This window comes from Psychromonas sp. L1A2 (genome assembly GCF_009828855.1).
Lineage (GTDB): Bacteria > Pseudomonadota > Gammaproteobacteria > Enterobacterales > Psychromonadaceae > Psychromonas.
The window spans coordinates 1,125,905-1,151,735 of sequence record NZ_WUAG01000001.1 but is presented as its reverse complement, the minus strand read 5'-3'; the positions used below and the strand labels follow the sequence as shown (position 1 = coordinate 1,151,735).

Sequence of the window (25,831 nt, the reverse complement as noted above, 5' to 3'; positions counted from 1 at the left end):
AGTATCACAATACCCCTCTCTTTTTCTTTGTTCTGTCCTGTAATAATTCAAACTACTGCAACTACTATTTATATTTATTGAGTTATAACTAAGTTAAATTTATAAGTGAATCTTGTTTTGTATCAACCAGAAAATAAAATAGTTGATTATAGTGTTTATCAATTAAACACGTTTAAAGAGAATAAAAGATGAATCAATCAATTCATGGACATCAAGTAATAGAAATTCTTGAAAAGTCTGAAAAGGCTTATACAAAAAAAACATTAAAGACAATGATTTCAAAGACTTTTGGGGATAGTGCACGTTTTCATACTTGTATGAGCAGCGACTTAACAGCAGATCAACTCATTAACTTTTTAGCGGCCAAAGGAAAAATTTTTGAATCAACAGAGGGAATTAGCATGCCCAAAGATTTTCTTTGTTAATAGGCGATGCCTTTATTAGTAGAACATTCATTGAGGAATAGACCAAAGCTTTAATCGACGATCAAACTGAGATATTTTAGAGTTATGTTGTTATGTTATAAATGATGGTTATTTTTATAACTCACTGAAAGAATAAAAGAGCGTATAAACGCTCTTTTCCAAGAATATTATCTGATCTAAAATCCAGTTGACATAATAACTCTAATACGAAACATTGCCTTTTTAAGATTTTACATGCATAGCCGCAACCTTGAAAAACTCATGCAATGTTAAGATTAAATGCTTCTCTAATATTTGAGAGGTGTATTCATTTAAACTATTAAAAGAATCAAAATCTCCTTTCTCATGATCGACTTCATCTCTCACTCGAAAATCTTGAGTAAAGATCACTTCACCTTTTTGTTCTAAAATATATTTTGCGTCGAAATCAGCAACAATATTGTACTCTGAAGAAGCAAAGCCTAGTGTTAATAAGTTTTTACCGAAGCTCTTTGCAAATTCATAATCTGCATAAGCTGGCCCATGTTTATCATGTGCTGTAATTTCAAGTTTTAAGATTAAATCGGGATTATTGGCTAAATACTTAACCGAAACGGGGAGTTGCTCAAAAATTAATTTAGGCAGTTCTTTTAATGTAGATGCTGATGCAATAGAGAGTTCCGCTTTTTCCAATGGCACTAATGGTAATTGCTCGCCACCGCTGAAAACACCAGGTTTAGGTTGGCTGTATAAGATTTCATAATTGAGGCTTTTATTTTCATATGCGGCATCATGCACTTTTGTTGTCACTGGCATTTTTATTTCTGCATGTGTTGCACAACCAGCTAAAACTGACATCATTAACAATAATATTATTTTTTTCATCTTATTATCCCACGTCCTGTGAATGTTTGAGTATTAGGCTCGGACGATTATAAAACCTAATAGAACCGCTCTAAAGTAACACTTAATAACTACAATAATGATTTATTTGTGATTATTATTTTCAAGCAGGAGTCTACTACACTCCAAAAAAATATCAATAACTTAAGAGCCAAATATGACTTAATCTCAACTCTGGATAAATGCAAATCTAATACAATTAATTTCACTATGTTAAATTTTTATAATATTCGATCTCAATCGTTTTACTTATTAGGGTTATTTTTTATCCACAATTGAGGTTACTGACTTCAACGCTGAGCGTTAAATAAGTAGAGAGCTATTGTTCAATTACTTTTATCTTTAGTAAGCGTTATCAGCAGTCAGTCTTAGGGACAGTAAATTTATGAGCAAAAACAAAGTCATTTTTCGTATTTCGGCATAGGCAATATGATTCATTGCGTTGGCTGCACCAAAACCCACAGTAAAAGTCATAAGAACACCTACCTTGCCTCGTTTTTTTGGCAAGGTTAAGGTGTCAATAAATGAAATAGCTATCAGCACTTCTGTGAATACAAAGCAAGAACCATGGAGATTAACCACAACGACATTCATAAATATCGTGATAAAATGAGCGGTAGTAATTTAGGGTATCGGAGTTACAACATTTAAGCGTTAAATTGATAGATTATATCAATACTATAAAACCTGATTAATATCTAAAAATGAGACATTAAAAAATAAATTTAAAAAATTATTGTCTGCATAAAATACAATTTAGAGGTATAAAAAAAACAAAAATAGTTATTGCAATTTGTATAAAACAGACCTCACTTGCGGCATTTTGTTAGTAAGCACTAACCGTCAGAATACCTGCTAATTTGTCCACAATTTTATCCACTAATTTAGTAAAAGTTATCCCTTGAAATTATTCTAAAAAACGTTATCTTGTGTCTCTTCTTTGAAACCAACACTACATCTTGTGTTTTAATTAAACAATTCACACTAGTGTGAGTAACTCTTTGTATTTAATAAAATAGTTACTCGCGCTTTTTGATAAAGGCAAAATAATGAACAAAAACCTATCTGTTACTAAACGAAATGGTAAAAAAGAACCTATAGATCTTGACAAAATCCATCGCGTCATCACGTGGGCAGCGGAAGGTCTAAACAACGTTTCAGTTTCACAGGTAGAGTTGAACTCACACATTCAGTTTTATGATGGCATTCGTACTGATGATATTCATGAAACTATTATCAAAGCAGCAGCCGATTTAATCTCAGAAGAATCTCCAGATTATCAATATTTAGCAGCGCATTTAGCCGTATTCCACTTACGCAAACGTGCATATCAACGCTTTACACCACCAAGTGTGTTTGAGCACGTTAGTAAAATGGTCACTAAAGGTAAATATGATGCACATTTACTAGAAGATTATACCAAGCAAGAATTTGAAGAGATGAATAAGTTTATCGATCACAAACGTGATTTAAACTTTTCATACGCTGCCGTAAAACAGTTAGAGGGTAAGTACCTTATCCAAAACCGTGTCACGGGTGAGATTTATGAAAGTGCGCAATTCTTATACCTTTTAGTATCAGCTTGTTTATTTGCTGATTACGATAAAGACGTACGTTTAGATTATGTAAAACGTTTTTACGATGCGACTTCTCAATTTAAAATCTCATTACCAACACCTATTATGTCTGGTGTTCGTACTCCAACACGTCAATTCAGTTCATGTGTATTAATTGAAGCAGACGATAGCTTAGATTCAATCAATGCAACATCAAGTGCAATTGTTAAATATGTATCGCAACGTGCTGGTATCGGTATTAATGCAGGTCGTATTCGCGCAATGGGTAGTAACATTCGTGGTGGCGAAGCTTATCATACCGGGTGTATTCCATTTTATAAACATTTCCAAACAGCGGTTAAATCTTGTTCACAAGGTGGCGTTCGTGGTGGCGCAGCAACGGTTTTCTACCCTATCTGGCATTTAGAAGTTGAATCGCTATTAGTATTGAAAAATAACCGTGGTATTGACTCTAACCGTGTTCGTCACCTTGATTATGGTGTGCAATTAGGTCGTTTATTCTACCAACGTTTAATCGACAAAAAAGACATTACCTTATTCAGCCCTTCTGATACGCCGGGAATGTATGATGCGTTCTTTGAAGATCAAGATGAATTCGAACGTTTATACCACCTTTACGAAGGTGATGAGTCAATCCGTCAAAGCTCGATTCCAGCAGTAAGATTGTTCTCACTGTTAATGCAAGAACGTGCAAGTACTGGACGTATTTACATTCAAAATGTTGATCACTGTAATACGCACAGTCCATTTGACAGCAAAGTTGCACCGGTTCGCCAAAGTAACTTGTGTTTAGAAATAGCGTTACCGACGAAACCACTTACACATATTAAAGATGAAGAAGGCGAAATCGCTTTATGTACTTTATCTGCAATCAACTTAGGTGCGATTGAGTCATTAGATGAAATTGAAGTGTTGTCTGAACTTGCTGTACGTGCATTAGATAACTTGTTGGATTACCAAGATTACCCAATCATCGCAGCAGAAAAAAGCAGCATGAATCGCCGTACGTTAGGTATAGGTGTTATCAACTACGCTTATTACTTAGCTAAAAATGGCGTAAAATACTCAGACGGTAGTGCTAACAATCTAACGCATAAAACCTTTGAAGCGATTCAATTCTACTTATTGAAAGCATCAAACAAGTTAGCTAAAGAGCGTGGTGCATGCCCTAAGTTTAATGAAACTAACTATGCTAAAGGTATTCTACCGTTAGATACCTACAAAAAATCTTTAGATGCAATTTGTGATGAAGAATATCATTTAGACTGGGAAACGTTACGTGCAGATATCGTTAAAGATGGTTTACGTAACTCAACGTTATCAGCATTGATGCCTTCTGAAACATCAAGTCAGATTTCAAATGCGACTAACGGTATTGAACCACCACGTGGTTTCATCAGTATTAAAGCAAGTAAAGACGGTATTTTAAAACAGGTAGTACCTGAATTTAATAAATACAAAAATAACTATGAGTTATTATGGAGTATTCCAAATAATAAAGGTTACTTGGAACTTGTTGGCATTATGCAAAAGTTTGTCGACCAAGCTATCTCAGCAAATACGAACTACGACCCTAAACGTTTTGATGACGGTAAAGTACCAATGACAATCTTACTTAAAGATCTGTTAATGGCTTATAAAATGGGCTTAAAAACACTTTATTACCATAACACTCGTGACGGTGCTGATGATGAAAAAGTGTTTGAAGATGACAGTTGTGCTGGCGGTGCTTGTAAGATATAAATTTCAGCCTTTAACAACATAATAAGTTAATAAAAGGGATGTGTTTAACACATCCCTTTTTTATGCCTTTCAAATCTTCAAACTTACTCTTTCAAACTAAGTATTTTAAAGATTACACTCTAATAATTCCTCTTAAACATATAATTTATTTGTTCTTTTAGATTATTGAACTAAAATAAAAATACCACTTATTAAATACATATTGATAACTACTGGCTTAGTACTGCTAAAAATTAAATTGTAATTATTTGAATAATTAAGCAATTAAATTAAACATAATCAGGTCTTTATGTGGGAGCTATCAATTATGCAGAAAAACACCCATAATCAAAAGCTAGATATCGACAAAAAATAAAATTCGACTTAGGTGCTTTAACGGTTGCAAAACAACATACAAAACACCTTACCGCCATTCATTTAAAGGCTAATAAATTATGTTAAAAAAGATCGTACTGCTGTTACTTGCAATCGTATTAATAGGATTGTTTTTCCACTTCAATTTACATCAACTTCTGACCTTAGAAGGGTTAAAAGGGTCAATGGACCAATTTACTGAATTGAGAGTGCATTCACCTGTTCTTGTTATTGGTGGATTCTTTATTTTATACGTGTTGGTGACGGCATTAGCATTACCTGGTGCTGCTATTTTAACGTTAGCCGCCGGCGCGCTATTTGGTTTATTTGAAGGCTTTGTGATTGCTTCATTTGCTTCTAGTTTAGGGGCTTTATCATCATTCTTAGTGTCTCGTTACTTATTACGTGACTCACTGAAAAAGCGTTTCCCAGAGCGTTTAGCCTCAATTGATGAAGGTATTAAAAAAGAAGGTGCTTTCTACCTATTTACTTTACGCCTAGTACCGATCTTCCCATTCTTTTTAATTAACCTATTAATGGGTGTCACTGCGATTAAGGCATGGACTTTCTACTGGGTTAGCCAATTAGGTATGTTAGCAGGTACGTTCATTTTCGTAAATGCAGGTACACAGTTAGCGCAAATCGATAGCATTTCTAACATCCTATCTTTTAATTTAATTCTTTCTTTTGTTCTATTAGGTGTATTCCCACTCATTGCTAAAGGTATTGTTAATATGATTAAAAAACGTCGCGTTTACAGTAAATGGACTAAACCCGCTAAATTTGACCGTAATATGGTTGTGATTGGCGCTGGTGCAGGTGGTTTGGTAACAAGTTATATTGCTGCAGCAGTAAAAGCTAAAGTAACGTTAATCGAAGCTGGCGAGATGGGTGGAGATTGTCTTAACTATGGTTGTGTACCAAGTAAAGCTATTATCAAAAGTGCTAAAATTGCAGAGCAAATTCGTAATGCACATCACTACGGTTTAGAAGATACAACACCACAATTCTCATTCAAAAAAGTAATGGAACGTGTTCATCAAGTAGTTGCAGATGTTGCACCTCATGACAGCGTTGAACGTTACACTGATTTAGGTGTTGAAGTAGAAAAAGGTTATGCAAAAATTCTAGACCCTTGGACAGTTGAAATTAGCTATGAAGACGGCACTAAGAAAAAATTAACAACACGAACAATTGTTATCGCGACCGGCGCGCGCCCATTTGTTCCACCATTACCAGGTATCGAAGAAACAGGTTATGTAACCAGTGATACATTATGGAATGAGTTTGCAAAATTAGAAGAAGCACCGAAGAAACTAGTTGTATTAGGTGGCGGTCCAATAGGCTCAGAACTAGCACAAAGCTTTGCACGTTTAGGTTCAAACGTAACACAGATTGAAATGGCTGAACGCATCATGATCAAAGAAGATCTTGAAGTGTCTGAATTTGCCACTGAGACGCTAAAAGAAAGCGGTGTTAACATCTTAACCTCACACCAAGCATTACGCTGTGAAATCAAAGATGGTAAGAAGTTCATTATCGTTAAACATAACGAAGAAGAAATTGCGATTGAATACGACCAACTACTGTGTGCAGTAGGACGTAGTGCTCGTTTAACGGGTTACGGCTTAGAAGAGTTAGGTATTGAAACAAACCGTACTATTGTCACTAATGAATATTTAGAAACACTCTACCCGAATATTTTTGCCGCAGGTGACATTGTTGGTCCATACCAATTTACACATGTAGCTGCACATCAAGGTTGGTATGCTGCAGTAAATGGTCTATTCGGTCACTTGAAAAAATTCAAAGTTGATTATCGTGTTATCCCATGGACTACCTTTATTGACCCAGAAGTGGCTCGTGTAGGTATCAATGAAGATGAAGCAAAACAAAAAGGCATTGATTATGAGATCACTCGCTTTGACTTTGAAGAGCTTGACCGTGCAATTACAGACAGTGCAACAAAAGGTTTCATCAAAGTAATTACACCTAAGGGTAAAGATAAAATTCTAGGGGTAACCATTGTTTCTGAACATGCTGGTGACTTAATTGCAGAATTTGTTTTAGCAATGAAACATGGTTTAGGGCTTAATAAAATCCTTGGTACTATCCACAGTTACCCTACTTGGGCTGAAGGTAATAAATATGCAGCTGGTGAATGGAAACGTAATCATGCACCACAAACAGTATTAAACTGGTTAGAGAAATATCATACTTGGAGACGTGGATAATGAACTCAATAATATCAACATCAACTAATAAAGTGAGTGCATTAGTGCGCTTCACTTTAGGAGCCGCTTTGTTAACTGGCTCATTAATGAGCAATGTATATGCAGAAACGGATCAAAAAAACTTACATGCTGATTGGACCGAATTACTTGAGCAAAATATATCGCCAATTAATAAAGGACACAGCACAGCCGTTGATTATGCAGCCTTTAAAAATCAAGAAAGCGAACTACAAGCTTACCTTGATAAATTAGGTGAAGTATCACGCGCAGATTTTGATGCTTGGTCAAAAGAAAAACAGTTAGCTTTTTTAATTAATGCTTATAACGCTTGGACTGTTGAGTTTATTTTAACTAAATACCCTGACCTAGAATCGATTAAAGATCTAGGCAGTTTATTTAGCTCTCCGTGGGATAAAGAATTTATTCCACTATTGGGTAAAACGGTGAGTTTAAATGATATCGAACACGGTCTTATTCGTGGTAGCAAACGTTACAATGATCCACGTATTCATTTTGCAGTTAACTGTGCAAGTATTGGTTGCCCTGCACTTCGCGAAGAAGCTTACACAGCAAGCAAACTTGAGCAACAGTTAGAACAACAAACTGAGCGCTTTTTAACAGATTCAAGCCGTAACTACATCAAAGGCAACTCAATCTACTTATCGTCTATTTTTAAGTGGTATGATGAAGACTTTGAAGCAGGATTTCGCGGTACTAAGTCAATACAAAGTTTTATAAGCCTGTATGCTGATGCATTGAAACTAGATGAAAAGCAACTGACTACATTACAGAAACAAGACTTTAGTGTTAAATTTTTAGATTACAATTGGAAGCTTAATGCGAGTAAGTAATTATTACCGTAAGATTCTTGTTAGCCTTTGTCTGCTAAGCGTTTTTTCGCTTAGCAGCAACTCATTTGCCGATGAGGCAAATAGTACGGCTGAATCAACTTCCCGAGTTTGGAAAAACGTTGAAATGCGTGGCACTACACAAGATGTATATTTTCATGCTTGGGGAGGCGATCAACAAATTAATAATTATATTCAATGGGCTGCTAAGCAGGTTAAAGAAAAATATAAAATTAATTTACACCATGTAAAACTCACCGACACAAGTGAAGCCGTCAGCAGAGTGTTAGCAGAAAAAGCCGCTGACAATCACCGTAACGGACAAGTTGATCTAGTTTGGATCAATGGGGCAAACTTTGCTTCAATGGCAAAATACCAATTATTAGCCGCAGACTGGGCTGGCGAACTACCTAATTTTCAATTAACAAACCCAACCAACAATCCCGCTATGACTCGTGACTTCGGCGTTCCAACGCAAGGAATGGAAGCACCATGGGGACAAGCTGCGCTCACCTTTTATTTCGATAGTTTAAAAGTAAATGATGTACCAGAGACTCTCTCTGATTTATTGATTTGGAGTGAAAAGCATCCTGGCCACTTTACTTACCCTAAACCGCCCGACTTTTTAGGCATGAGCTTTTTAAAGTATGCATTACTGGTATTAAGCGAATCACAACCGAAAAGCATTCAAGATAAACTTTATCAACCAGTGTCAGCAGAAAGTGAAGCTGAATTATTACCTGCTTTATGGCAATTTTTAGATCAATTACACCCGACTTTATGGCGACAAGGTAAACACTTTGTATCCAATGGCTTAGCATTACGACGTTTAATGAGCGATACCGAATTACAAGTTTCTTTCACTTTCTCAGCCGCTGAAATTCCTTCAGCTATTTCTCGTTACGACTTACCTGATAGTACTCGCAGTTACAGAATGAAAGACGGTAGTTTAAGTAATATTCACTTTGTTGCAATCCCTTATAATTCCCCTCATATTGAAGGTGCAAAGCTAGTTGCTAACTTTTTATTAAGCCCAGAAGCACAAGCGAGAAAACAAAAAACAGTGATATGGGGCGACAGTAGCGTGCTCGATTTATCGCAATTAACACCGACACAAAAAGCACTTTTTGACGTCAATGAAGAACAACATTTAAGTGCGAATATCATCAATATAGATAACACCCGTTTGTTAAGTGAGTTACACCCTAGCTGGGTTAAAGTCATAACTGAACAATGGCTTACTCGTTATGGAGTTCAATAAACAATGATTGTTGCTAATACCCTGTTTACTCGCTTAGTTCGTAATAGTCCGTATCTTTTAATCGCTTTATTAGTGGTGCCTGTACTAGGTGGTTTATTAGGTGTGTTATTACCTGCTTTTGGTTGGTTCCCTGCACTTGGTGCTAATGAGTTCGGTTTATTTGGATTTGTCCAACTGTTTAATACTCCTGGTATTGAACGCATGGTATTACTGAGTTTTGGTACCAGTTTAATTAGTACTCTACTCGCTTTTGTTATCACTGTATTGATACTAGCCAGTTACTTTAACAGCCCTTGGTTAAAACGAATTCAACGTTTATTAGGTCCGATATTAGTTATTCCACATGCGGCGGCTGCGATTGCCATTGGTTTTTTAATCGCCCCTTCTGGGTTCTTATCACGACTTTTTTCACCCTGGTTAAGTGGTTGGGATACTCCACCTGACTGGTTGTTGCCCCATGATCCTTATGGATTAAGCATCATATTAGGATTAACACTTAAAGAGCTCCCTTTTTTGCTTTTAATCGCATTAGGCGTACTTGCTCAACCTGAAATTGGTAAAACATTAAAAGCACAACATAAAGTGGCATCAAGTTTAGGTTACTGCCCGATGACTGGCTTTTTCAAAGTCATTTTACCAAGCCTTTACGGTTATATGCGTTTACCTATTTTAGCGGTACTTGCTTACTCAAGTGCCAGTGTCGAAATTCCTTTAATTCTAGGATCTAATACGCCTCCTACTTTAGCAGTTGCGATTATGCAATGGTTTAATGATGTTGATTTAAGCCTACGCATCAAAGCATCATCAGGTGCCATATTACAAATACTGATCACTCTATCGTTATTGGGCAGTTGGTGTTTATTAGAATTATTAGTTAAAAAATGCAGTACTTCATTCTTAGTAAATGGAGAAAGGGAATACGGTGGCATGTTGATTCAACGTGTGACTCATTTAATAACCACGGTGATGTTAAGTGTTATCGGTTTAGCGCTTGTTGCTATGGTGTTATGGTCTTTTGCTGGCTTCTGGTCTTTCCCTGATTTATTACCTCAGCAACTTGTTACTTTACACTGGTCATCTGCTTTACTACAAATGCAAACCCCACTGTTTAATACCCTTGTTATTGCTATTAGCACCACGTTAATTGCCATTGCATTAACCTTATTTGTACTAGAAGCTGAACAGCAAAATACAAAAACTATTTCGGCTATTAGCGGCTTTATTATTTACTTACCATTACTCATTCCAAGTATTGCTTTCTTATTTGGACTGGTTTGGCTGTTTGAGCAAGTCAATAGTCAACATGCTTACATCAATGTGGTTTTTTCACATTTATTATTTGTTTTACCTTATGTGTTTTTATCGTTAGCCAATAGTTACCGTCGCTTAGATCCTCGTTTTAGCACCGTGGCAGCAAGTCTTGGTGTACCACCCTCTAAAATATTTTGGCAGTTGAAACTCCCATTACTATTATCACCGATTTTAATCGCCAGTGCATTAGGCTTAGCGATTAGCTTTAGTCAGTATTTACCAACATTGTTATCAGGCGCAGGCCGAATCAATACTATTACAACGGAAGCCGTTACGCTTGCCAATGGCGCAAGCAGAAGAACCAGCGCGGTCTATGCGTTAATGCAAATGTTATTGCCAGCATTGTTCTTTATATTAGCTTGGGCGACACCAAAGTTGTTCTTCCGGAACCGAGGTTAGGAAATAAAATGAATTCACAATCAATGTCATCATTAAAGATCGATAATCTACAATTAAGCCAACAAGGTAAACTTTTACTTTCTCTTAATGAAGAAGTTAAAGGCGGCGAAGTCCTGACGATTATGGGCCCATCAGGTAGTGGTAAGTCGACACTACTAAATTGGTTAGTTGGTATGTTACCAAGTGACTTTTATGCTAATGGTGAGCTCTATTTAAACCAACAAATTATTACCAATACAGCAAGCCATCTACGTAATATCGGTTTATTATATCAAGATCCTTTATTGTTCCCTCATTTAAGCGTTGAAGGTAATATTGCTTTTGCTATGCCTAAAGGTGATAAACAAACACGTAAAGATGAAATTAGTGATGCGTTAAATCAAGTGGGTCTTGCTGGCATGGAAAAGCGTTGCCCACAAAATCTATCAGGCGGTCAGCAAGCACGAGTTGCTTTGTTACGTGTATTATTAAGCAAACCAAAAGCCATTTTATTGGATGAACCTTTTAGTAAATTAGATAGTCAATTGCGCCAAGAAACACGTCAATTGGTTTTTGAACAAATACAAAAATACAGTTTACCAGCAGTAATGGTGACACATGATCAAAGTGATGCTGTTGCAGCAAAAGGTAAAGTGATCACATTAGATGCTCTCTCTTTAAATCAAGTTGTTTAATAAACACTGAATAATAGGAAAAAGACATGCTAGATAGATTTGTCACACCGTATATCAAACCGCTTTTAACGCCAGTAGTGGTTCAATTAGATAAGCGTGGCATACATCCAGATCAAGTCACCTTAGTAGGTTTTATAGTCGGCTTATTAGCGGTACCACTGTTAGCTGCACAACTATGGACAGCAGCGCTGATCATGATAATACTTAATCGTATTTTAGATGGTTTAGATGGTGCGTTAGCTCGGCATCAAAATAGCAGTAATAGCGCTGGCGGCTATTTAGATATTTGTGTCGACTTTCTGTTTTATGCGGCCATTCCTGTGGGTTTTGCCTTAGCGGATCCCGCCGTAAATGCCTTGCCAGCCGTGGTATTATTATCAGTGTTTATAGGTACAGGTTCAAGTTTCTTAGCCTTTGCAATTCCAGCAGAAAAACTCAATTTAGCAAGACCACAGTTTGCAAATAAAAGCTTTTATTTTTTAAATGGTTTAACGGAAGGCACTGAAACTATCGCCTTTTTTGTTGCCTTCTGTTTATGGCCAACCTATTTCCCTGAGCTAGCTTATAGCTTTGCTTTTTTAGGTGCGATTACTGTTTTTACTCGCCTTCACGGTGGGTACCAAACATTAAAAAGTCATAATGTTAACAATGTAGAAAAATAGCAGGATAGATAACGATGATCGATGATACTTTTATTCGCCTTGGGATATTTATTAGTATCTTAGCGATAATGATAATCTTAGAGCAAACCTTTCCTGCTCGACAACTATCAACTAAAAAACAAGCACCAACAAAAACCACTCGTTTGATTGGAAACTTCGGCATCGTATTTCTTTCAGGCTTATCAGCAAGGTTAGTACTTCCGGTTGGGTTAGCAGGATTTGCGCTTTATTGCACTGAACAACAATGGGGTTTATTTAACCTTATACACTTACCCTCTTGGCTAACCATTGTTTTAAGTTTGTTGTTATTAGATATGCTCATCTATTGGCAGCATCGGTTATTCCACAAAATCCCTCTGTTATGGCAATTACACAAAGTACACCATGCCGATTCACATGTTGATGCAAGCACGGGGTTACGTTTTCACCCTTTAGAAATCGTGGCCAGTATTTTTATTAAAGCAATCGCTGTGATGTTACTAGGTGTGCCTGCCTTTGCAGTTATTTTATTTGAGGTTTTATTAAATGGCTTTGCTCTATTTAATCATGCCAATATTCGCCTTCCTAAAAAAGTAGAAGCGGTAACTCGCTTAATTTTGATGACCCAGATATTACACCGCATTCACCACAGTCAGTTATTTAAAGAAAGTAACTCAAATTATGGGTTCAGTGTTATTTGGTGGGACCGATTATTTGGTAGTTATTCAGCTGAAGCAACTAAACCAGATTTAGAAATAGATATTGGTATTAAAGAATTTCCTGATGCTAAAGATAATGCAAATTTATTAGGTTTGTTGACCATGCCTTTTAAACGAAAAAGATAAAATAACAAATATTTTTCTAGCTAAAGTGATAGAAAAAGGCGACTCATCCGTATAGTATAGCGAACAATAATTTACCACGGAGAGTCTCATGGCTTACACAACTTTCTCTACCCTTTCCAATGACGCTATGAAAGAACCTATGTTCTTTGGCAATCCTGTTAACGTGGCTCGTTACGATCAACAAAAATTCGAAGTTTTTGAAAAATTAATCGAAAAGCAGCTTTCATTTTTTTGGCGTCCGGAAGAAATAGACGTGAGTCGTGATCGTATCGATTTCTTAAACCTGCCAGATCATGAGCAACACATTTTCATTTCTAATCTAAAATATCAAACATTATTAGATTCGATTCAAGGACGTAGTCCAAACGTTGCACTACTCCCTATTGTTTCACTACCAGAATTAGAAACATGGATTGAAACATGGGCATTCTCAGAAACAATTCACAGCCGTAGTTACACGCATATTTTACGTAACTTATTCACAGATCCAAATGAAGTGTTTGAAGATATCGTTAATAATGACGAAATCCAAAAACGTGCTGTGGATATCTCTTATTATTACGATGAACTAATCCATGCAGTACAATTCATGCAGCTACACGGATTTGAGCAAACTGATATTAAATACGTTAATATTCAAGGTAAAACTGAAGCCTTAACATTGCGTGATATTAAAAAGAAACTCTATCTTTGTATTTGTTCAACTAATGCACTAGAAGCAATACGCTTTTATGTTTCATTTGCTTGTTCGTTTGCCTTTGCTGAGCGTGACTTGTTAGAAGGCAATGCTAAAATTATCAAATTAATTGCACGTGATGAAGCTTTACATTTGAACTCAACGCAACAAATGCTAAATATTTGGGCTGATGGTAAAGATGATCCTGAAATGGCTGAAATTGCATTAGAATGTTTTGCTGAAGGCAAAGCTATTTTCTTAAAAGCAGCAGAGCAAGAAAAAGAATGGGCTCAATACCTATTCAAAGATGGCTCAATGATCGGCTTAAATGAAGAAATTCTATGTCAGTATGTTGAGTACATTGCCAATCAACGTATGCAAGCAATTGGTTACGAAGCTCCTTTTAAAGTTAAAAGTAATCCAATTCCATGGATTAACCATTGGTTAGTCAGTGACAACGTACAAGTAGCGCCTCAAGAAGCGGAAATCAGCTCTTATTTAGTAGGTCAAATTAATAGTACTGTCGACAGTGAAGACCTAAGTACATTTGAACTATAAGCGTACAAAAAATAATGTCATCTAAACTAATTTACAATGAACAACAATATACATTAGATGCAAATAAGACACTGCTTGAGAATTTAGAATCTCAATCAGTGTCTGTTGAGTTTCATTGCAGAGATGGACATTGCGGCGCCTGCCGTTCAATTCTTGTTTCTGGTGATGTGACTTACAGTAACTTTCCAATGGCTTATTTAAAAGAAGGTGAAATTTTACTTTGTTGCAGTAAAAGCGAAAAAAGCATCACGATTAAAACAATATAACCATAGATTTAAATATAGCTAACCTCCATTCTGAATAAACAAAGCGGTACAACACCGCTATTTCCGCGGACTTCTCCATTAAATTATCTATCAATAGCCCGTTATTGCTTCAATAATTCGCCTTGAACTACGCAAAACTAACGGCACTGTATAATAAAAAATACAACCTTCTGATTTTAAATATAATTCTACTTTCATTAACTAGAATTGAGGTTAACTATCTATTTACCTTTCATATTATTTACATCAAAATTTTGTAACTATGATTTAAATAATATAGGTATACTTTCTTTATAAAAGCGATTTATATATCAATATAAGTAATATAAACCTGCTTTAATCGTAATCTAATGGCATAATCAATAATATCACTTTTTTGTCATACGGATTTAGTATTTGCATGAAGCAAAGATTTTGTAATTTATTTCTTTTATTTACAATTATAATCCTTTTTTCAGGGGAGCTAATTGCACAAGCCAAGTTTTCTGAGGGCTACGAAGCCGCTCATTCTGGTAACTATAAAAAAGCCGTAAAGATCTGGATCCCTCTAGCAGAAAAAGGTGACGCTTCTGCACAATATACCGTTGGTTGGATGTACGAAAGTGGCCAAGGTGTTAAGAAAGATTTAAAAAAAGCTATCCATTGGTATTTAAAATCTGCACAACAAGAATACAAAGCAGCACAATATGTTCTAGCTACCTTGTACGAGAAAGGAACCGGCGTTGAACAAGATAGCAGTAAGGCATTAAGTTATTACCTTCTCGCAGCTGAACAAGGCGATCCAACATCTCAATATCAAGTTGGTAACTACTACCAGTACGGTATTGGCACTAAAAAAAATAATAAACAAAGTATTGTTTGGTATCAAAAAGCTGCTGAACAAGGCCATGTAAACGCACAAATAGATCTTGGCTATCTATATCAATCAGGCGAAACACTCGAAAGAGATTATAAAAAAGCGCTTGATTGGTACCAATCAGCAGCACACCAAGACAATCCGGTCGCTCAATACCAATTAGCCTATATGCATGAAAATGGATTAGGTACACAGCAAGACTACGCAAAAGCGATTCAATTATATAAACAATCTGCTAACAATAATTACTCTCAAGCAGCTTATAAATTAGGCCAAATTTATGAAGCAGGTAACGTAGATGGCGTTGATTATAAAAAAGCTATTGCTTGGTATCGTCTTGCGGCTTTGAAAGGGAATACCGATGCACAATTTCAACTAGGTCAATTATCAGAAATGGGCAAAGGAACACCCAAAAGTATTCAACGAGCGATTGACTGGTACACTCAAGCATCTCGTCGCGATCATGCGGAAGCTTATTACCGACTCGCTACAATTTATGAAAATGGTACAACACAATACACCCGTAATATTCATCCTAACTTACAAAAAGCCTTTAAAAATTATCAATATGCCTCTTCACTAAATTACCCGTTAGCGCATGCCAAATTAGCGTACTTTTATGAAAATGGTATTTTTACTAAGGTAGATAAAGAAGCCGCTATTTTGTTATATCAAAAATCATCACAGAAATGGGCAAAAACACGGTTATTTAAATTGGTGACACACGCTCGATGTTTAAAAACAGCGACCACACTTTTATTTTCTGAAAAACTCAGTTGTGCAAACCGAACTTTGTTGAGAGAAAAAATAAAGTTACAAAAAATCAAGGTTATCTCAGAGGATGACAAATCACTTACAGATACGTATTTCACAGCAGCAATGACCAAAGGATCTAGTGAATTAACCATTCGATACACTGAAGATAACGAGTTTTCACAAGCAACTTATACTTTTGTGGGTCGAAACAACCCTTCGCTTATTATCACGGTCAAAAATAAGTTAATAGAAACTTATGGCCAACCAAGTTACTCACAGGGAAACGAATTGCAAGGCGAAGCTAGTTTTCAATGGAGATTAAAAGATAATATTATCTTACGTGTTTTCCGTCTTTGGCCTGATACAACAACCTTTGTCGAGTACTCACAGGCAGAGTTTTTTCAATAAATAAATGGAATTTTTTCTGCAAAGAAAAAAGAGAGATAAACTTCATTTATTAACGAGTGTGATTAAGCAATTAATATTATTGAGCATTAAGTTAATATAGTGATTGTCCTAATTACCTCTATCCCATAAAATCACCTCTTTATAATTTCCTCATATTTAAATACTTGTTTTCTTAGGCTCATTAGCCTTATCAATTGCATTCAAATAAGACACATTAATTTAAAAATAAATACAGCCAGGCATAAAAGTTAAAACCTCGTTCTTGGAAATGCTAGAATACAAAGGATTAAAAGCACCCAGATATTAATGGCCAACATAAAAACCATTAAACTCAATGACATTAATTATTTAAATAAGTGAATTCATGGACAGCACAATATTACTTTTTATAGGCGTTGCTTTTACATTTGGCATGCTGATTAATTTAACAGGCCTCCCACCTATGGTTGGTTTTTTATTGGCTGGTTTCACGCTTAATTTTATTGGTTTTGAATCATCAGATAACCTCGTGACTTTAGCTAATTTAGGGGTAACTTTATTACTCTTTTCAATTGGCCTAAAATTAGATATTCGCACGCTATTTAAGTCTGAAGTATGGGGTGGAGCGAGCATTCACCTTATCGCGAGCCTTATTTTTTATACCGCTATTTTATTTGTAATAAAGCAGCTTGGCGTATCACTTTTTGCAGGATTAGATATTGTTGGTATTGTGCTTATCTCTTTTGCATTAAGCTTTTCCAGTACGGTATTTGCAGTCAAAATATTAGAAGAAAAAAGCGAAGCAAACTCCCTTTACGGCCGCATTGCGATCGGTATACTGATCATGCAAGATATTTTTGCCGTGTTATTTTTAACCATTTCTGTTGGTAAAATACCGTCTATCTGGGCCATTGGTTTAGTTGCCCTTCCACTCGTTAGACCGCTGTTATATAAACTATTAGACAAAGCGGGCCACGGTGAATTATTAGTTTTATACGGTTTCTTTTTAGCCTTAGTGGTTGGTGCTGGTTTATTTGAAAGTGTTGGTATGAAAGCCGACTTAGGCGCTTTAATCGCCGGCATGTTGTTAGCCGCTCACCCAAGTGCAAAAGAGATGGCGCGCTCTTTATTTAATTTAAAAGAATTATTCTTAGTCTGTTTCTTTTTAAATATAGGATTCGGTGGTTTACCTAACTTAGATCATTTAATGATTGCGACTGCTTTATCACTTTTACTCTTTGGTAAAATTGTGCTGTATTTTCTAACGCTGAGTAAATTCAAATTGCGCTCACGTACCTCATTATTTGCTGCATTTAGCTTAGCTAATTATAGTGAGTTTGGATTAATTGTCGCTTCGCTCGCTACTTATAAAGGTTGGTTATCAAAAGACTGGTTAATTATTACGGCTATCGCTGTTTCATTAAGCTTTATTATTGCCGCACTATTAAATAAATATGCTGATGCTATTTACGACCGCTATCGAATAGCGCTAAAACGTTATCAAGCAACTCGCTTACATTTAGATGACCGACCAGTACGTGTTGGTGATGCACAAATATTAGTAATGGGAATGGGACGAATTGGTGTGGGTGCTTATGATGCGTTAAAAACGACCTATGGCGAAAAAGTAATGGGCATTGATTATAACCATCTCACTACATTACAACACAGAGAGGCAGGAAGACGCGTTATCACTGGTGATGCTCTCGACTCTGATTTTTGGACTAAATTACAGCTCACTAATAATATTAAACTTATTCTATTGGCGATGCCGGACCATAACGGTAATCGTTACGCGGCTGAACAATTAAATAATATTCAAAACTGTAGTTTTAAAGTAGCTGCACTTGCGCATTATAAAACAGATGAACAAGAGTTAAACGCCTTAGGTGTTAACTTAGTGTTTAATATGTACGAAGAAGCTGGTGCAGGTTTTGCTCGCCATGTATGGACAGATTTTCAAGCAATTTTGGGCAAAAGTCCGCAAAAACTGGACCTATAAAGATAAATATTGAGGTGTCGATGTTTTTTGTTAGTAAATTGTACTGATTTCGTGTGACTTTTGATGTTTATTCTGCAAAAATCATATCTCTCAATATGTTGATCTAATTTGATCACGAAGCACATCAGTTAATAAACTTGTGCTTAAAAGTAATTCAAGAAGTAACGGATAACTTTACTATCCGTTTACAATAAAAAAGGTAACCTTATGTGTTCTATTTTTGGTGTGCTCGACATTAAAAGCGATCCTATCGCATTGCGCCAACAAGCAATTGAAATGTCAAAACTGCTTCGTCATCGCGGCCCAGATTGGTCTGGCGTTTATTCTTCTGATAAAGCGATCCTTGTTCATGAACGTCTTTCTATCGTTGACGTGAATACAGGTGCACAGCCTTTATACAATCAAAATAATACACACATACTTGCTGTAAATGGTGAAATCTATAATCACAAAGAATTAGCGAAAGAGCTAACTTGTGGTTACCAGTTTAAAACTAAATCTGATTGTGAAATCATCCTTGGTTTATACGAAGAGAAAGGTAATACATTTTTAGATGACCTAAACGGTATCTTTGCATTCTGCCTATATGACGAAGAAAAAGATAAATACTTAATTGGTCGTGACCACATGGGTATTATTCCTCTTTATCAAGGTTGGGATGAATTTGGTAACTATTATGTAGCTTCAGAAATGAAAGCATTAACTCCTATTTGTTCAAAAGTATCTGAATTCCCACCAGGGCATTACCTAGATAGTGAAATTGGCGAATTAACTAAATATTACACCCGTGATTGGATGGAATATGATGCAGTTAAAGACAACGGTGGCAGTGCAGCTGAAATTGGCGAAGCATTAGAAGCAGCGGTAAAACGCCAACTAATGTGTGATGTACCTTACGGTGTATTATTATCAGGTGGTTTAGATTCATCTGTTATTTCTGCAATCACTCAGAAGTTTGCTAAGCAACGTATCGAAGATAACGATGAAACAGGCGCTTGGTGGCCACAACTACATTCATTCTCTGTTGGCCTTGAAGGTTCACCAGACTTAGCTGCTGCACAAAAAGTAGCTGATGAATTAGGTACCGTTCACCACCCTATTATCTTTACTGTACAAAACGGTATTGATGCACTTAAAGAAGTTATCTATCACTTAGAAACTTACGATGTGACGACTATTCGTGCGTCTACGCCAATGTACTTAATGGCACGTAAGATTAAAGCGATGGGTATCAAAATGGTACTATCAGGTGAAGGTGCTGATGAAATATTCGGTGGCTACCTATACTTCCATAAAGCGCCAAATGCTAAAGAGTTCCATGAAGAGTTAAACCGTAAACTAAGCAAACTACATATGTTTGACTGTTTACGTGCTAACAAATCAATGGCAGCTTGGGGTATCGAAGCTCGTGTACCATTCTTAGATAAAGAGTTCTTAGACGTAGCAATGCGTACTAACCCTGAACTTAAAATGATCAAAGATGGCAAAATTGAGAAAAATATCTTACGTGAAGCGTTTGATGGTCAATTGTTACCAGAAGTTTTATGGCGTCAAAAAGAACAATTCTCTGATGGTGTTGGTTACAACTGGATTGATACGCTGAAAGCGCATATTGAAACACAAGTAACCGATCTACAACTTGAGAGTGCGGAATTCAAGTTCCCAATCAATACACCGGATACAAAAGAAGCTTACTTCTACCGTAGTATTTTTGAAGGTCACTTCCCACTTGATAGTGCAGCAGAATGTGTACCACATGGTAAATCTGTTGCTTGTTCAACAGTTGAAGCATTAGCATGGGACGCAAGTTTCCAAAACAATGCTGACCCATCGGGTCGTGCTGCTGGCATTCATAACGATGCTTACGCGCAAAAATAAGTATCATTATTAACTGATATTAAAAAGCGCTCTCTGAGCGCTTTTTTTATGCCCTTTTTTTATAGATTTTGATGGAAGAAAGAAAATGAATACAAACCAGTGTTTATGTAAAAGTGGTCAAACATACCAACAATGTTGTCAGCCTTTTCATCAATTACAACAAAAAACAGACACTTGCGAACAATTAATGCGTTCTCGATTCAGTGCTTTTTGTCTGCAATTAGGTGAATACTTATTTTCTACTTACCATCCCAGCTTTCGTGACAATTTAACTATTGAGCAACTCTCAGAGAAATCATTAGATTGGAAAAACTTAGAGATTGTTCATTCTAATGATGGATTAGATAAAGGTACTGTGGAATTCAAAGCCTGGTATTTATTTGAAGATCAACTTCATTGCCATCACGAGCTTTCTAACTTTGTGAAAGAGCATGATCAATGGCTTTATTGCGATGGGACTTTTTATCCTGGCCAAAAATCAGGTAAGATACAGCGCAATGATACTTGCCCTTGCGGCAGTGGAAAGAAATATAAAAAATGCTGTGCTTAACAGTAGAATCGAATCAATAGAGATAATAATGGAAAAGAAAACACTATTAACAAATTGCCCTGATGCAAAAGGGTTGATTGCACAAATTACTAATATCTGTCAAAAACACCAATTAAATATCGTTAAAAATAATGAATTTGTTGATCATCAATATAATCGATTTTTCATGCGTACAGAAATTGAAGGTATTTTTAATGATCACACTTTATTGGCTGATTTAGATTTAAATTTACCAACAGGTTCTTCTCGCGCTCTTATTAATTCAACGACACGTAAACGTATTGTAATTTTAGTCACTAAAGAAGCACACTGTCTTGGTGATATCCTAATGAAGAGCACTTATGGCGGCATTGATGTAGAAATTGCAGCAGTTATCGGCAATTACGATGCATTAGAAGACTTAGTCACTAAATTTAATATCCCTTATCACACAGTAAGCCATGAAGGTTTAACACGTGAAGAGCATGAAGATAAAGTATTAGAAACCATTGCGCCTTACACACCAGATTACGTTATTTTAGCTAAATACATGCGTATTTTAACGCCAAAATTTGTTGAGGCTTATTCAAATAGATTAATTAATATCCACCATTCATTTTTACCTGCTTTTATAGGCGCAAAACCTTATCAGCAAGCCTTCGATCGAGGCGTAAAAATTATTGGAGCAACAGCTCACTTTGTTAATAATGATTTAGATGAAGGCCCTATTATTACGCAAGATGTCGCTCATATTGACCACGCTTATAGTGCTGAAGAATTAGCAAAAGCAGGCAGAGATGTTGAAAAATCAGTATTAAGTCGTGCTTTACAACAAGTGCTAGACGATAAAGTGTTTGTTTACGCTAACCGTACTGTTGTTTTTAAATAGTTTTTAAATAGTTTTTAAATAACTTTTAAATCGCTTTTAAATCGCTTTTTAGTCACTTTTAAAAGCTATTTTTAAACCAACACAAAAAAGCCTTAACTACCTATTTGATAGTTAAGGCTTTTTATTATCTGTTTCTTTATAAGATAAGCAGCTCTTAATTAGTCTCTTATAATTAGTCTCATCGCTGATCGACTAAGATTTAGTTTTCTGTTCAGGTGTCATATAAGCTTGTAAATCATCAATTGAAGCCGTTGTTACATGCTCACCATTTAATGAGAAATTAACAAGCTCACCGACTTTTTCGCCACGTAATACCGCTTTTTCACCGTTTGTATAAACAATATCGTAATCGATAGTATTTTTATTAACAGGATTAACTTCCACAGAATAAACAGATTTTTCAGTATTAGATGCTTTGCTTTCAGATTTATTAGATAACGGCTTTAAAGGTGCCTTTCTTAATGAGGGATCTAAGTCATCATTGATTTGATATTGCGTTTTCACTTCAGAATCAAAAATATGCGGACTACCGTTTAAAGGATTTTTCCCAGTCCAAAACTCAAGAGAATTAAAAACAACAACATCAACGGCAAGTGTTAATGCATAAACAGGGAATAGTAATATATTAACGCCACCACGCGCATATCGATTATCTACCACTTCTAGGTTAAATTGCATCACTTTGTCTGTCACAGCGTTACTACCGACACAAGCCGATAAAGCAGTCGTTAATGAAGCGACTGTAGCAACCATCGCGACTTTTTTAACCGCTACTTTAGACATTTTATTCATCATAAACTCTTTCCTACCTTGATATATTGAAACAAAAACAACCTTACAAAAACTAACTTTTTATATCTGATGGTCTGACAGCTTGTTACAAGTGAAGTTCAAAGTCCACTTTAGCGGCCTCAAAATATACGTTATATGACATTAAGAAATGAGAAAAAGAGCAATAAAGAAGAGAAATATAAGAGGTTAAACATGAAGGAATATATATTACTTATAATGAACTTGTAGAGGTCGGTTCATTAAATCCATATTTTTGTATTCATCTAATAAACTTGCATCTATCCCTATTGGCTTTTTATTATCACGTTCTTCAGTCAATGAATTTGATTGATAAGCCGCGTTCATGCGTTGCTTCTTGAGTAATGGTAAATTATCTAACAATTCTTCTGGGAACTTAGCACCTTGTTGCTTTGATAATAATGCTTCATTGGTTATTAACTGTTTAAAGCGAATATCGGTTAATTTTTTTTGCTGTAAATCATCATTCAACTCAGCTAACAGTTTTTCTGATGGCCCTTCATTCACTAAAGGTTGTTTTTCTGGCAATTCAAAATAAGTACGTAAGTTATCTTTTTTTGCAACTAAATCAATTTCTGACTTTATTTCAAATTGTGCAAAATCTCGAGCATCATCGGACAGGAAACTTAATAACAAATTAAATTTTTCACGAGTGCCACTATGAACAGCAGTATTTAGCTGTTGCCCTAGTTGCCATTCGTTAATAATTATCTGTTGATCAAGTTGCTCAATATTCATACTAAAAGAGACGTCCCTACGCTTATTGTTTAATAAAGTATTATCTTTATCGGCAACAACCTGATTTTATTTAATGTTTTTTCAATTTTAATCTTCACAAGCGATCATTTTCTGATATTATGCACCTCGAAATAACGGAGGGGTTCCCGAGTGGCCAAAGGGAACAGATTGTAAATCTGTCGCGAAAGCTTCGGTGGTTCGAATCCACCTCCCTCCACCATTTCATTTTAAATTAGCTTGAGGCCATCAAGTTTCAAATACCTTCTTTAATACATCAATTAATACTCCAATTTATTATTTACACTGCAAAGATAACTGACATAAATAAAACTTGCTTTTTTTGTGACTTTTAAAAAATCATTTAATCAAAAAATACTCTACAATCTTATTAAACATTTTTCATAACTTACTTTTGTTATTAAATCATTATTTTATGTACGCCTTTCCAACAGATGATCTCTCAAATAAACTTAATGGTAGCGATAGTAATGCTTTTTCTGCTGGTTTATAAGAATCGAATTATTTAATCTATAAAATTAATTTGTTTAACTTAAATTGTTTTAACTTGGTCGGTACTCACTATGTTTCATTATCATGATAAAAAAATCTTAATAGTAGATGATCAAAAAGCATTTCATGTAATGCTTAAAGCCATGTTGACCAATCAAGGCGCAAAAAATATCACGTTTGCCGACACAATAGACCAAGCAGTAAAAATAACTAAAGTGGTTAAATTCGATATTTACCTGTTAGATTACAATCTAGGATCAGGTAAAAATGGTGTGCAGTTATTAGATTACTTAAAGAAAAATAATCTAATACCAGACCATGCGCTGTGCTTTATTATTACAGGTGATAGCAATAAAAGAATGGTATTAACGGCAATCGAGAAATCACCTGATGATTACCTGATGAAACCTTTCTCCCCCGTACAATTAAGCACCCGGTTAACGGCAGCAACACATCGTAAAGTTATGTTACATGCAATTTACAAAGCCATTTCAGATAAGCATTACGAATTGGCTATCTCACTTTGCAAACAAAAAATTGACCAAGCACCTGAATATAGAAATCTATGTAAAAACTTACTTGCTGAAATTTATATTCAAATAGAGGATTTCCAAAGCGCAGATAAAATCTTAAAACCCTTAATTGAATTAAGGCCATTAGTACGCCCTTGTATTAGTTTAGGAAGATCCTATTTTCTTCAGAAGGAATACAAAAAATCAATTGAGGTATTAACGCGTTTGATTGAAGACGCTCCATTACAAATGGAAGCTTACCGATGGTTAGCCCGCTCATATAAAAATGATGGGCAATTAAACAACGCCTTAAATATATTAACTCAAGCAGCCAATACCACACATCATAGTATTGAGCGTCATCAAGAAGTGGCTTTATTAGCAAATGAAATGGAAGAGTATATTGTCATGCTCAATAGCTATTACTCTATTTTGCATTTAAGTCGTAGTTCTTTTTATCCTGATCCTTGCCACCTTGCTAACTACTTACGCAGTATTATTAATTTAGCAAAACAAGAGAAAGATATAGGAGAGCGAAAACATATATTAAAAAAAGTGTCTTCAGCGCTTTATCAAAGTCGTTTCGAAGAAGGAAAGAACAAAGACTTTAATTTTAATGGTTTTGATGAAATATATCAGGCTAATGTTCATTTAGCGCTAAATGAACCACTTAAAGCTAAACGTCGTATCTTCAATACATTAAAGAACACACATCAAGCTGTTGTAGATTTTGATACCACTTTTTTAATGGAAAGCTCATTATCATTATTAGATATCGGTGAGTTTGATGAGGCGGAACCACTCTTAGAAGAACTTGAACAACGACATATTATTGACCCGACAACAGCCATAAATATTAAAAAACACACAGGTGATCTATTAACACAACGTATTGAAAACTTTAAAGGTTACAATAAAGCTGGCATTGAGTTTTTTACTGCGAAACGATACCAAGAAGCGTTGGATAGTTTTGAAAGAGCATTAATATTAGAGCCTCTTAATTCAGGAGCAATCTTAAATCGTGCCCAAGTCTTTATTCATATGCTACAAGAAAACCCAGCAAATAAAGATGAGTTAATAACTCAATTCCAAAACAGTATCGCCTTATTGAACAATACTCACCTACCAGAAATGCATGCGGAACGATTAAATGCATTACGTCATGAACTCAAAAAGATTAAAGGGGTAGCGTAAGCTTTTCGCACTACCTTTTATATCCAATCAAATTCAGTCACTTGAGGCGACATTTAAGACATACCTTTATAACGAG

21 protein-coding genes and 1 tRNA gene are annotated in these 25,831 nt (G+C 35.6%); 18 read left to right on the top strand and 4 right to left on the bottom strand.

Annotation, left to right across the window (positions count from 1 at the left end):
* Positions 1-188 precede the first annotated feature (188 nt).
* Positions 189-425 (top strand): YecH family metal-binding protein, encoded by a 237-nt coding sequence (locus GQR59_RS05065; RefSeq protein ID WP_160060967.1) that lies wholly within the window; start codon positions 189-191, stop codon positions 423-425.
* Between the two features lie 222 nt (positions 426-647).
* Here GQR59_RS05065 and GQR59_RS05060 read toward each other — a convergent pair whose 3' ends face one another.
* Both GQR59_RS05060 and GQR59_RS18815 read right to left on the bottom strand, forming a co-directional pair.
* Positions 648-1,289 (bottom strand): hypothetical protein, encoded by a 642-nt coding sequence (locus GQR59_RS05060; RefSeq protein WP_160060966.1) that lies wholly within the window; start codon positions 1,287-1,289, stop codon positions 648-650.
* Between the two features lie 360 nt (positions 1,290-1,649).
* A complete protein-coding gene (locus GQR59_RS18815; protein ID WP_268892966.1) occupies positions 1,650-1,781 on the bottom strand; it encodes a hypothetical protein in 132 nt (43 codons plus the stop codon).
* Between the two features lie 575 nt (positions 1,782-2,356).
* On the opposite strand from GQR59_RS18815, the gene nrdA reads away from it, so the two are divergent.
* The 15 genes from nrdA (at position 2,357) to purU (ending at position 21,991) form a co-directional block, all read left to right on the top strand.
* Positions 2,357-4,627 carry a class 1a ribonucleoside-diphosphate reductase subunit alpha gene (gene nrdA, locus GQR59_RS05055; protein WP_025564903.1) on the top strand — a complete coding sequence of 757 codons (2,271 nt, stop codon included), beginning with the start codon at positions 2,357-2,359 and terminating at the stop codon, positions 4,625-4,627.
* A 434-nt stretch (positions 4,628-5,061) separates the two neighbouring features.
* Positions 5,062-7,215, top strand: coding sequence for an FAD-dependent oxidoreductase (locus tag GQR59_RS05050; RefSeq protein WP_160060965.1), 2,154 nt, complete (start codon positions 5,062-5,064; stop codon positions 7,213-7,215).
* On the top strand, positions 7,215-8,066 hold the full coding sequence (locus GQR59_RS05045) for a DUF547 domain-containing protein (protein WP_160060964.1): 852 nt from the start codon (positions 7,215-7,217) through the stop codon (positions 8,064-8,066). The genes GQR59_RS05050 and GQR59_RS05045 overlap by 1 nt, the downstream gene beginning before the upstream one ends.
* Entirely contained in the window at positions 8,053-9,324 is a 1,272-nt protein-coding gene (locus GQR59_RS05040; protein WP_160060963.1) for an ABC transporter substrate-binding protein, read from the top strand. Before GQR59_RS05045 ends, GQR59_RS05040 begins: the two co-directional genes overlap by 14 nt.
* Before the next feature lie 3 nt (positions 9,325-9,327).
* A complete protein-coding gene (locus GQR59_RS05035) occupies positions 9,328-11,034 on the top strand; it encodes an ABC transporter permease (RefSeq protein WP_160060962.1) in 1,707 nt (568 codons plus the stop codon).
* 8 nt (positions 11,035-11,042) lie between these two features.
* Complete coding sequence (locus GQR59_RS05030) at positions 11,043-11,708, top strand: ATP-binding cassette domain-containing protein (RefSeq protein ID WP_236546658.1); 666 nt, start codon at positions 11,043-11,045, stop codon at positions 11,706-11,708.
* 26 nt (positions 11,709-11,734) lie between these two features.
* On the top strand, positions 11,735-12,370 hold the full coding sequence (locus GQR59_RS05025) for a CDP-alcohol phosphatidyltransferase family protein (RefSeq protein ID WP_160060961.1): 636 nt from the start codon (positions 11,735-11,737) through the stop codon (positions 12,368-12,370).
* Positions 12,371-12,384: 14 nt separating this feature from the next.
* Positions 12,385-13,194 (top strand): sterol desaturase family protein, encoded by an 810-nt coding sequence (locus tag GQR59_RS05020; protein ID WP_160060960.1) that lies wholly within the window; start codon positions 12,385-12,387, stop codon positions 13,192-13,194.
* An 88-nt stretch (positions 13,195-13,282) separates the two neighbouring features.
* Positions 13,283-14,428, top strand: coding sequence for a class Ia ribonucleoside-diphosphate reductase subunit beta (nrdB, locus tag GQR59_RS05015; protein ID WP_160060959.1), 1,146 nt, complete (start codon positions 13,283-13,285; stop codon positions 14,426-14,428).
* A 14-nt stretch (positions 14,429-14,442) separates the two neighbouring features.
* Entirely contained in the window at positions 14,443-14,694 is a 252-nt protein-coding gene (yfaE, locus tag GQR59_RS05010) for a class I ribonucleotide reductase maintenance protein YfaE (protein ID WP_160060958.1), read from the top strand.
* A 400-nt stretch (positions 14,695-15,094) separates the two neighbouring features.
* Positions 15,095-16,714 carry a tetratricopeptide repeat protein gene (locus GQR59_RS05005; protein WP_160060957.1) on the top strand — a complete coding sequence of 540 codons (1,620 nt, stop codon included), beginning with the start codon at positions 15,095-15,097 and terminating at the stop codon, positions 16,712-16,714.
* 364 nt (positions 16,715-17,078) lie between these two features.
* Entirely contained in the window at positions 17,079-18,695 is a 1,617-nt protein-coding gene (locus GQR59_RS05000; protein ID WP_160060956.1) for a cation:proton antiporter domain-containing protein, read from the top strand.
* Between the two features lie 207 nt (positions 18,696-18,902).
* Positions 18,903-20,573 (top strand): asparagine synthase B, encoded by a 1,671-nt coding sequence (gene asnB, locus GQR59_RS04995; RefSeq protein WP_160060955.1) that lies wholly within the window; start codon positions 18,903-18,905, stop codon positions 20,571-20,573.
* Positions 20,574-20,658: 85 nt separating this feature from the next.
* On the top strand, positions 20,659-21,123 hold the full coding sequence (locus GQR59_RS04990; protein ID WP_160060954.1) for a YchJ family protein: 465 nt from the start codon (positions 20,659-20,661) through the stop codon (positions 21,121-21,123).
* 28 nt (positions 21,124-21,151) lie between these two features.
* Positions 21,152-21,991 carry a formyltetrahydrofolate deformylase gene (gene purU, locus GQR59_RS04985; protein ID WP_160060953.1) on the top strand — a complete coding sequence of 280 codons (840 nt, stop codon included), beginning with the start codon at positions 21,152-21,154 and terminating at the stop codon, positions 21,989-21,991.
* A 192-nt stretch (positions 21,992-22,183) separates the two neighbouring features.
* Here the strand turns inward: purU and GQR59_RS04980 are convergent, their stop codons facing one another.
* Both GQR59_RS04980 and GQR59_RS04975 read right to left on the bottom strand, forming a co-directional pair.
* Positions 22,184-22,786 (bottom strand): DUF3332 family protein, encoded by a 603-nt coding sequence (locus GQR59_RS04980; protein WP_236546657.1) that lies wholly within the window; start codon positions 22,784-22,786, stop codon positions 22,184-22,186.
* A 204-nt stretch (positions 22,787-22,990) separates the two neighbouring features.
* Positions 22,991-23,539 (bottom strand): VC2046/SO_2500 family protein, encoded by a 549-nt coding sequence (locus GQR59_RS04975; RefSeq protein ID WP_160060952.1) that lies wholly within the window; start codon positions 23,537-23,539, stop codon positions 22,991-22,993.
* Between the two features lie 136 nt (positions 23,540-23,675).
* On the opposite strand from GQR59_RS04975, the gene GQR59_RS04970 reads away from it, so the two are divergent.
* Together GQR59_RS04970 and GQR59_RS04965 are read left to right on the top strand one after the other, a co-directional pair.
* A tRNA-Tyr gene (locus GQR59_RS04970) sits at positions 23,676-23,759 on the top strand.
* 361 nt (positions 23,760-24,120) lie between these two features.
* Positions 24,121-25,755 (top strand): response regulator, encoded by a 1,635-nt coding sequence (locus tag GQR59_RS04965; RefSeq protein WP_160060951.1) that lies wholly within the window; start codon positions 24,121-24,123, stop codon positions 25,753-25,755.
* Positions 25,756-25,831 lie beyond the last annotated feature (76 nt).

What these genes read in the sequence shown, in the direction of transcription:
- asnB (WP_160060955.1), top strand. Translation starts at nt 18,903, where the DNA reads ATGTGTTCTATTTTTGGTGTGCTCGACATTAAAAGCGATCCTATCGCA.
- GQR59_RS05060 (WP_160060966.1), bottom strand. Translation starts at nt 1,289, where the DNA reads ATGAAAAAAATAATATTATTGTTAATGATGTCAGTTTTAGCTGGTTGT.
- GQR59_RS05025 (WP_160060961.1), top strand. Translation starts at nt 11,735, where the DNA reads ATGCTAGATAGATTTGTCACACCGTATATCAAACCGCTTTTAACGCCA.
- GQR59_RS05000 (WP_160060956.1), top strand. Translation starts at nt 17,079, where the DNA reads ATGGACAGCACAATATTACTTTTTATAGGCGTTGCTTTTACATTTGGC.
- nrdA (WP_025564903.1), top strand. Translation starts at nt 2,357, where the DNA reads ATGAACAAAAACCTATCTGTTACTAAACGAAATGGTAAAAAAGAACCT.
- GQR59_RS05045 (WP_160060964.1), top strand. Translation starts at nt 7,215, where the DNA reads ATGAACTCAATAATATCAACATCAACTAATAAAGTGAGTGCATTAGTG.
- GQR59_RS18815 (WP_268892966.1), bottom strand. Translation starts at nt 1,781, where the DNA reads ATGACTTTTACTGTGGGTTTTGGTGCAGCCAACGCAATGAATCATATT.
- yfaE (WP_160060958.1), top strand. Translation starts at nt 14,443, where the DNA reads ATGTCATCTAAACTAATTTACAATGAACAACAATATACATTAGATGCA.
- GQR59_RS05030 (WP_236546658.1), top strand. Translation starts at nt 11,043, where the DNA reads ATGAATTCACAATCAATGTCATCATTAAAGATCGATAATCTACAATTA.
- GQR59_RS04975 (WP_160060952.1), bottom strand. Translation starts at nt 23,539, where the DNA reads ATGAATATTGAGCAACTTGATCAACAGATAATTATTAACGAATGGCAA.
- GQR59_RS05035 (WP_160060962.1), top strand. Translation starts at nt 9,328, where the DNA reads ATGATTGTTGCTAATACCCTGTTTACTCGCTTAGTTCGTAATAGTCCG.
- GQR59_RS04965 (WP_160060951.1), top strand. Translation starts at nt 24,121, where the DNA reads ATGTTTCATTATCATGATAAAAAAATCTTAATAGTAGATGATCAAAAA.
- GQR59_RS04980 (WP_236546657.1), bottom strand. Translation starts at nt 22,786, where the DNA reads ATGATGAATAAAATGTCTAAAGTAGCGGTTAAAAAAGTCGCGATGGTT.
- GQR59_RS05065 (WP_160060967.1), top strand. Translation starts at nt 189, where the DNA reads ATGAATCAATCAATTCATGGACATCAAGTAATAGAAATTCTTGAAAAG.
- GQR59_RS05040 (WP_160060963.1), top strand. Translation starts at nt 8,053, where the DNA reads ATGCGAGTAAGTAATTATTACCGTAAGATTCTTGTTAGCCTTTGTCTG.
- GQR59_RS05005 (WP_160060957.1), top strand. Translation starts at nt 15,095, where the DNA reads ATGAAGCAAAGATTTTGTAATTTATTTCTTTTATTTACAATTATAATC.
- GQR59_RS04990 (WP_160060954.1), top strand. Translation starts at nt 20,659, where the DNA reads ATGAATACAAACCAGTGTTTATGTAAAAGTGGTCAAACATACCAACAA.
- GQR59_RS05050 (WP_160060965.1), top strand. Translation starts at nt 5,062, where the DNA reads ATGTTAAAAAAGATCGTACTGCTGTTACTTGCAATCGTATTAATAGGA.
- GQR59_RS05020 (WP_160060960.1), top strand. Translation starts at nt 12,385, where the DNA reads ATGATCGATGATACTTTTATTCGCCTTGGGATATTTATTAGTATCTTA.
- nrdB (WP_160060959.1), top strand. Translation starts at nt 13,283, where the DNA reads ATGGCTTACACAACTTTCTCTACCCTTTCCAATGACGCTATGAAAGAA.
- purU (WP_160060953.1), top strand. Translation starts at nt 21,152, where the DNA reads ATGGAAAAGAAAACACTATTAACAAATTGCCCTGATGCAAAAGGGTTG.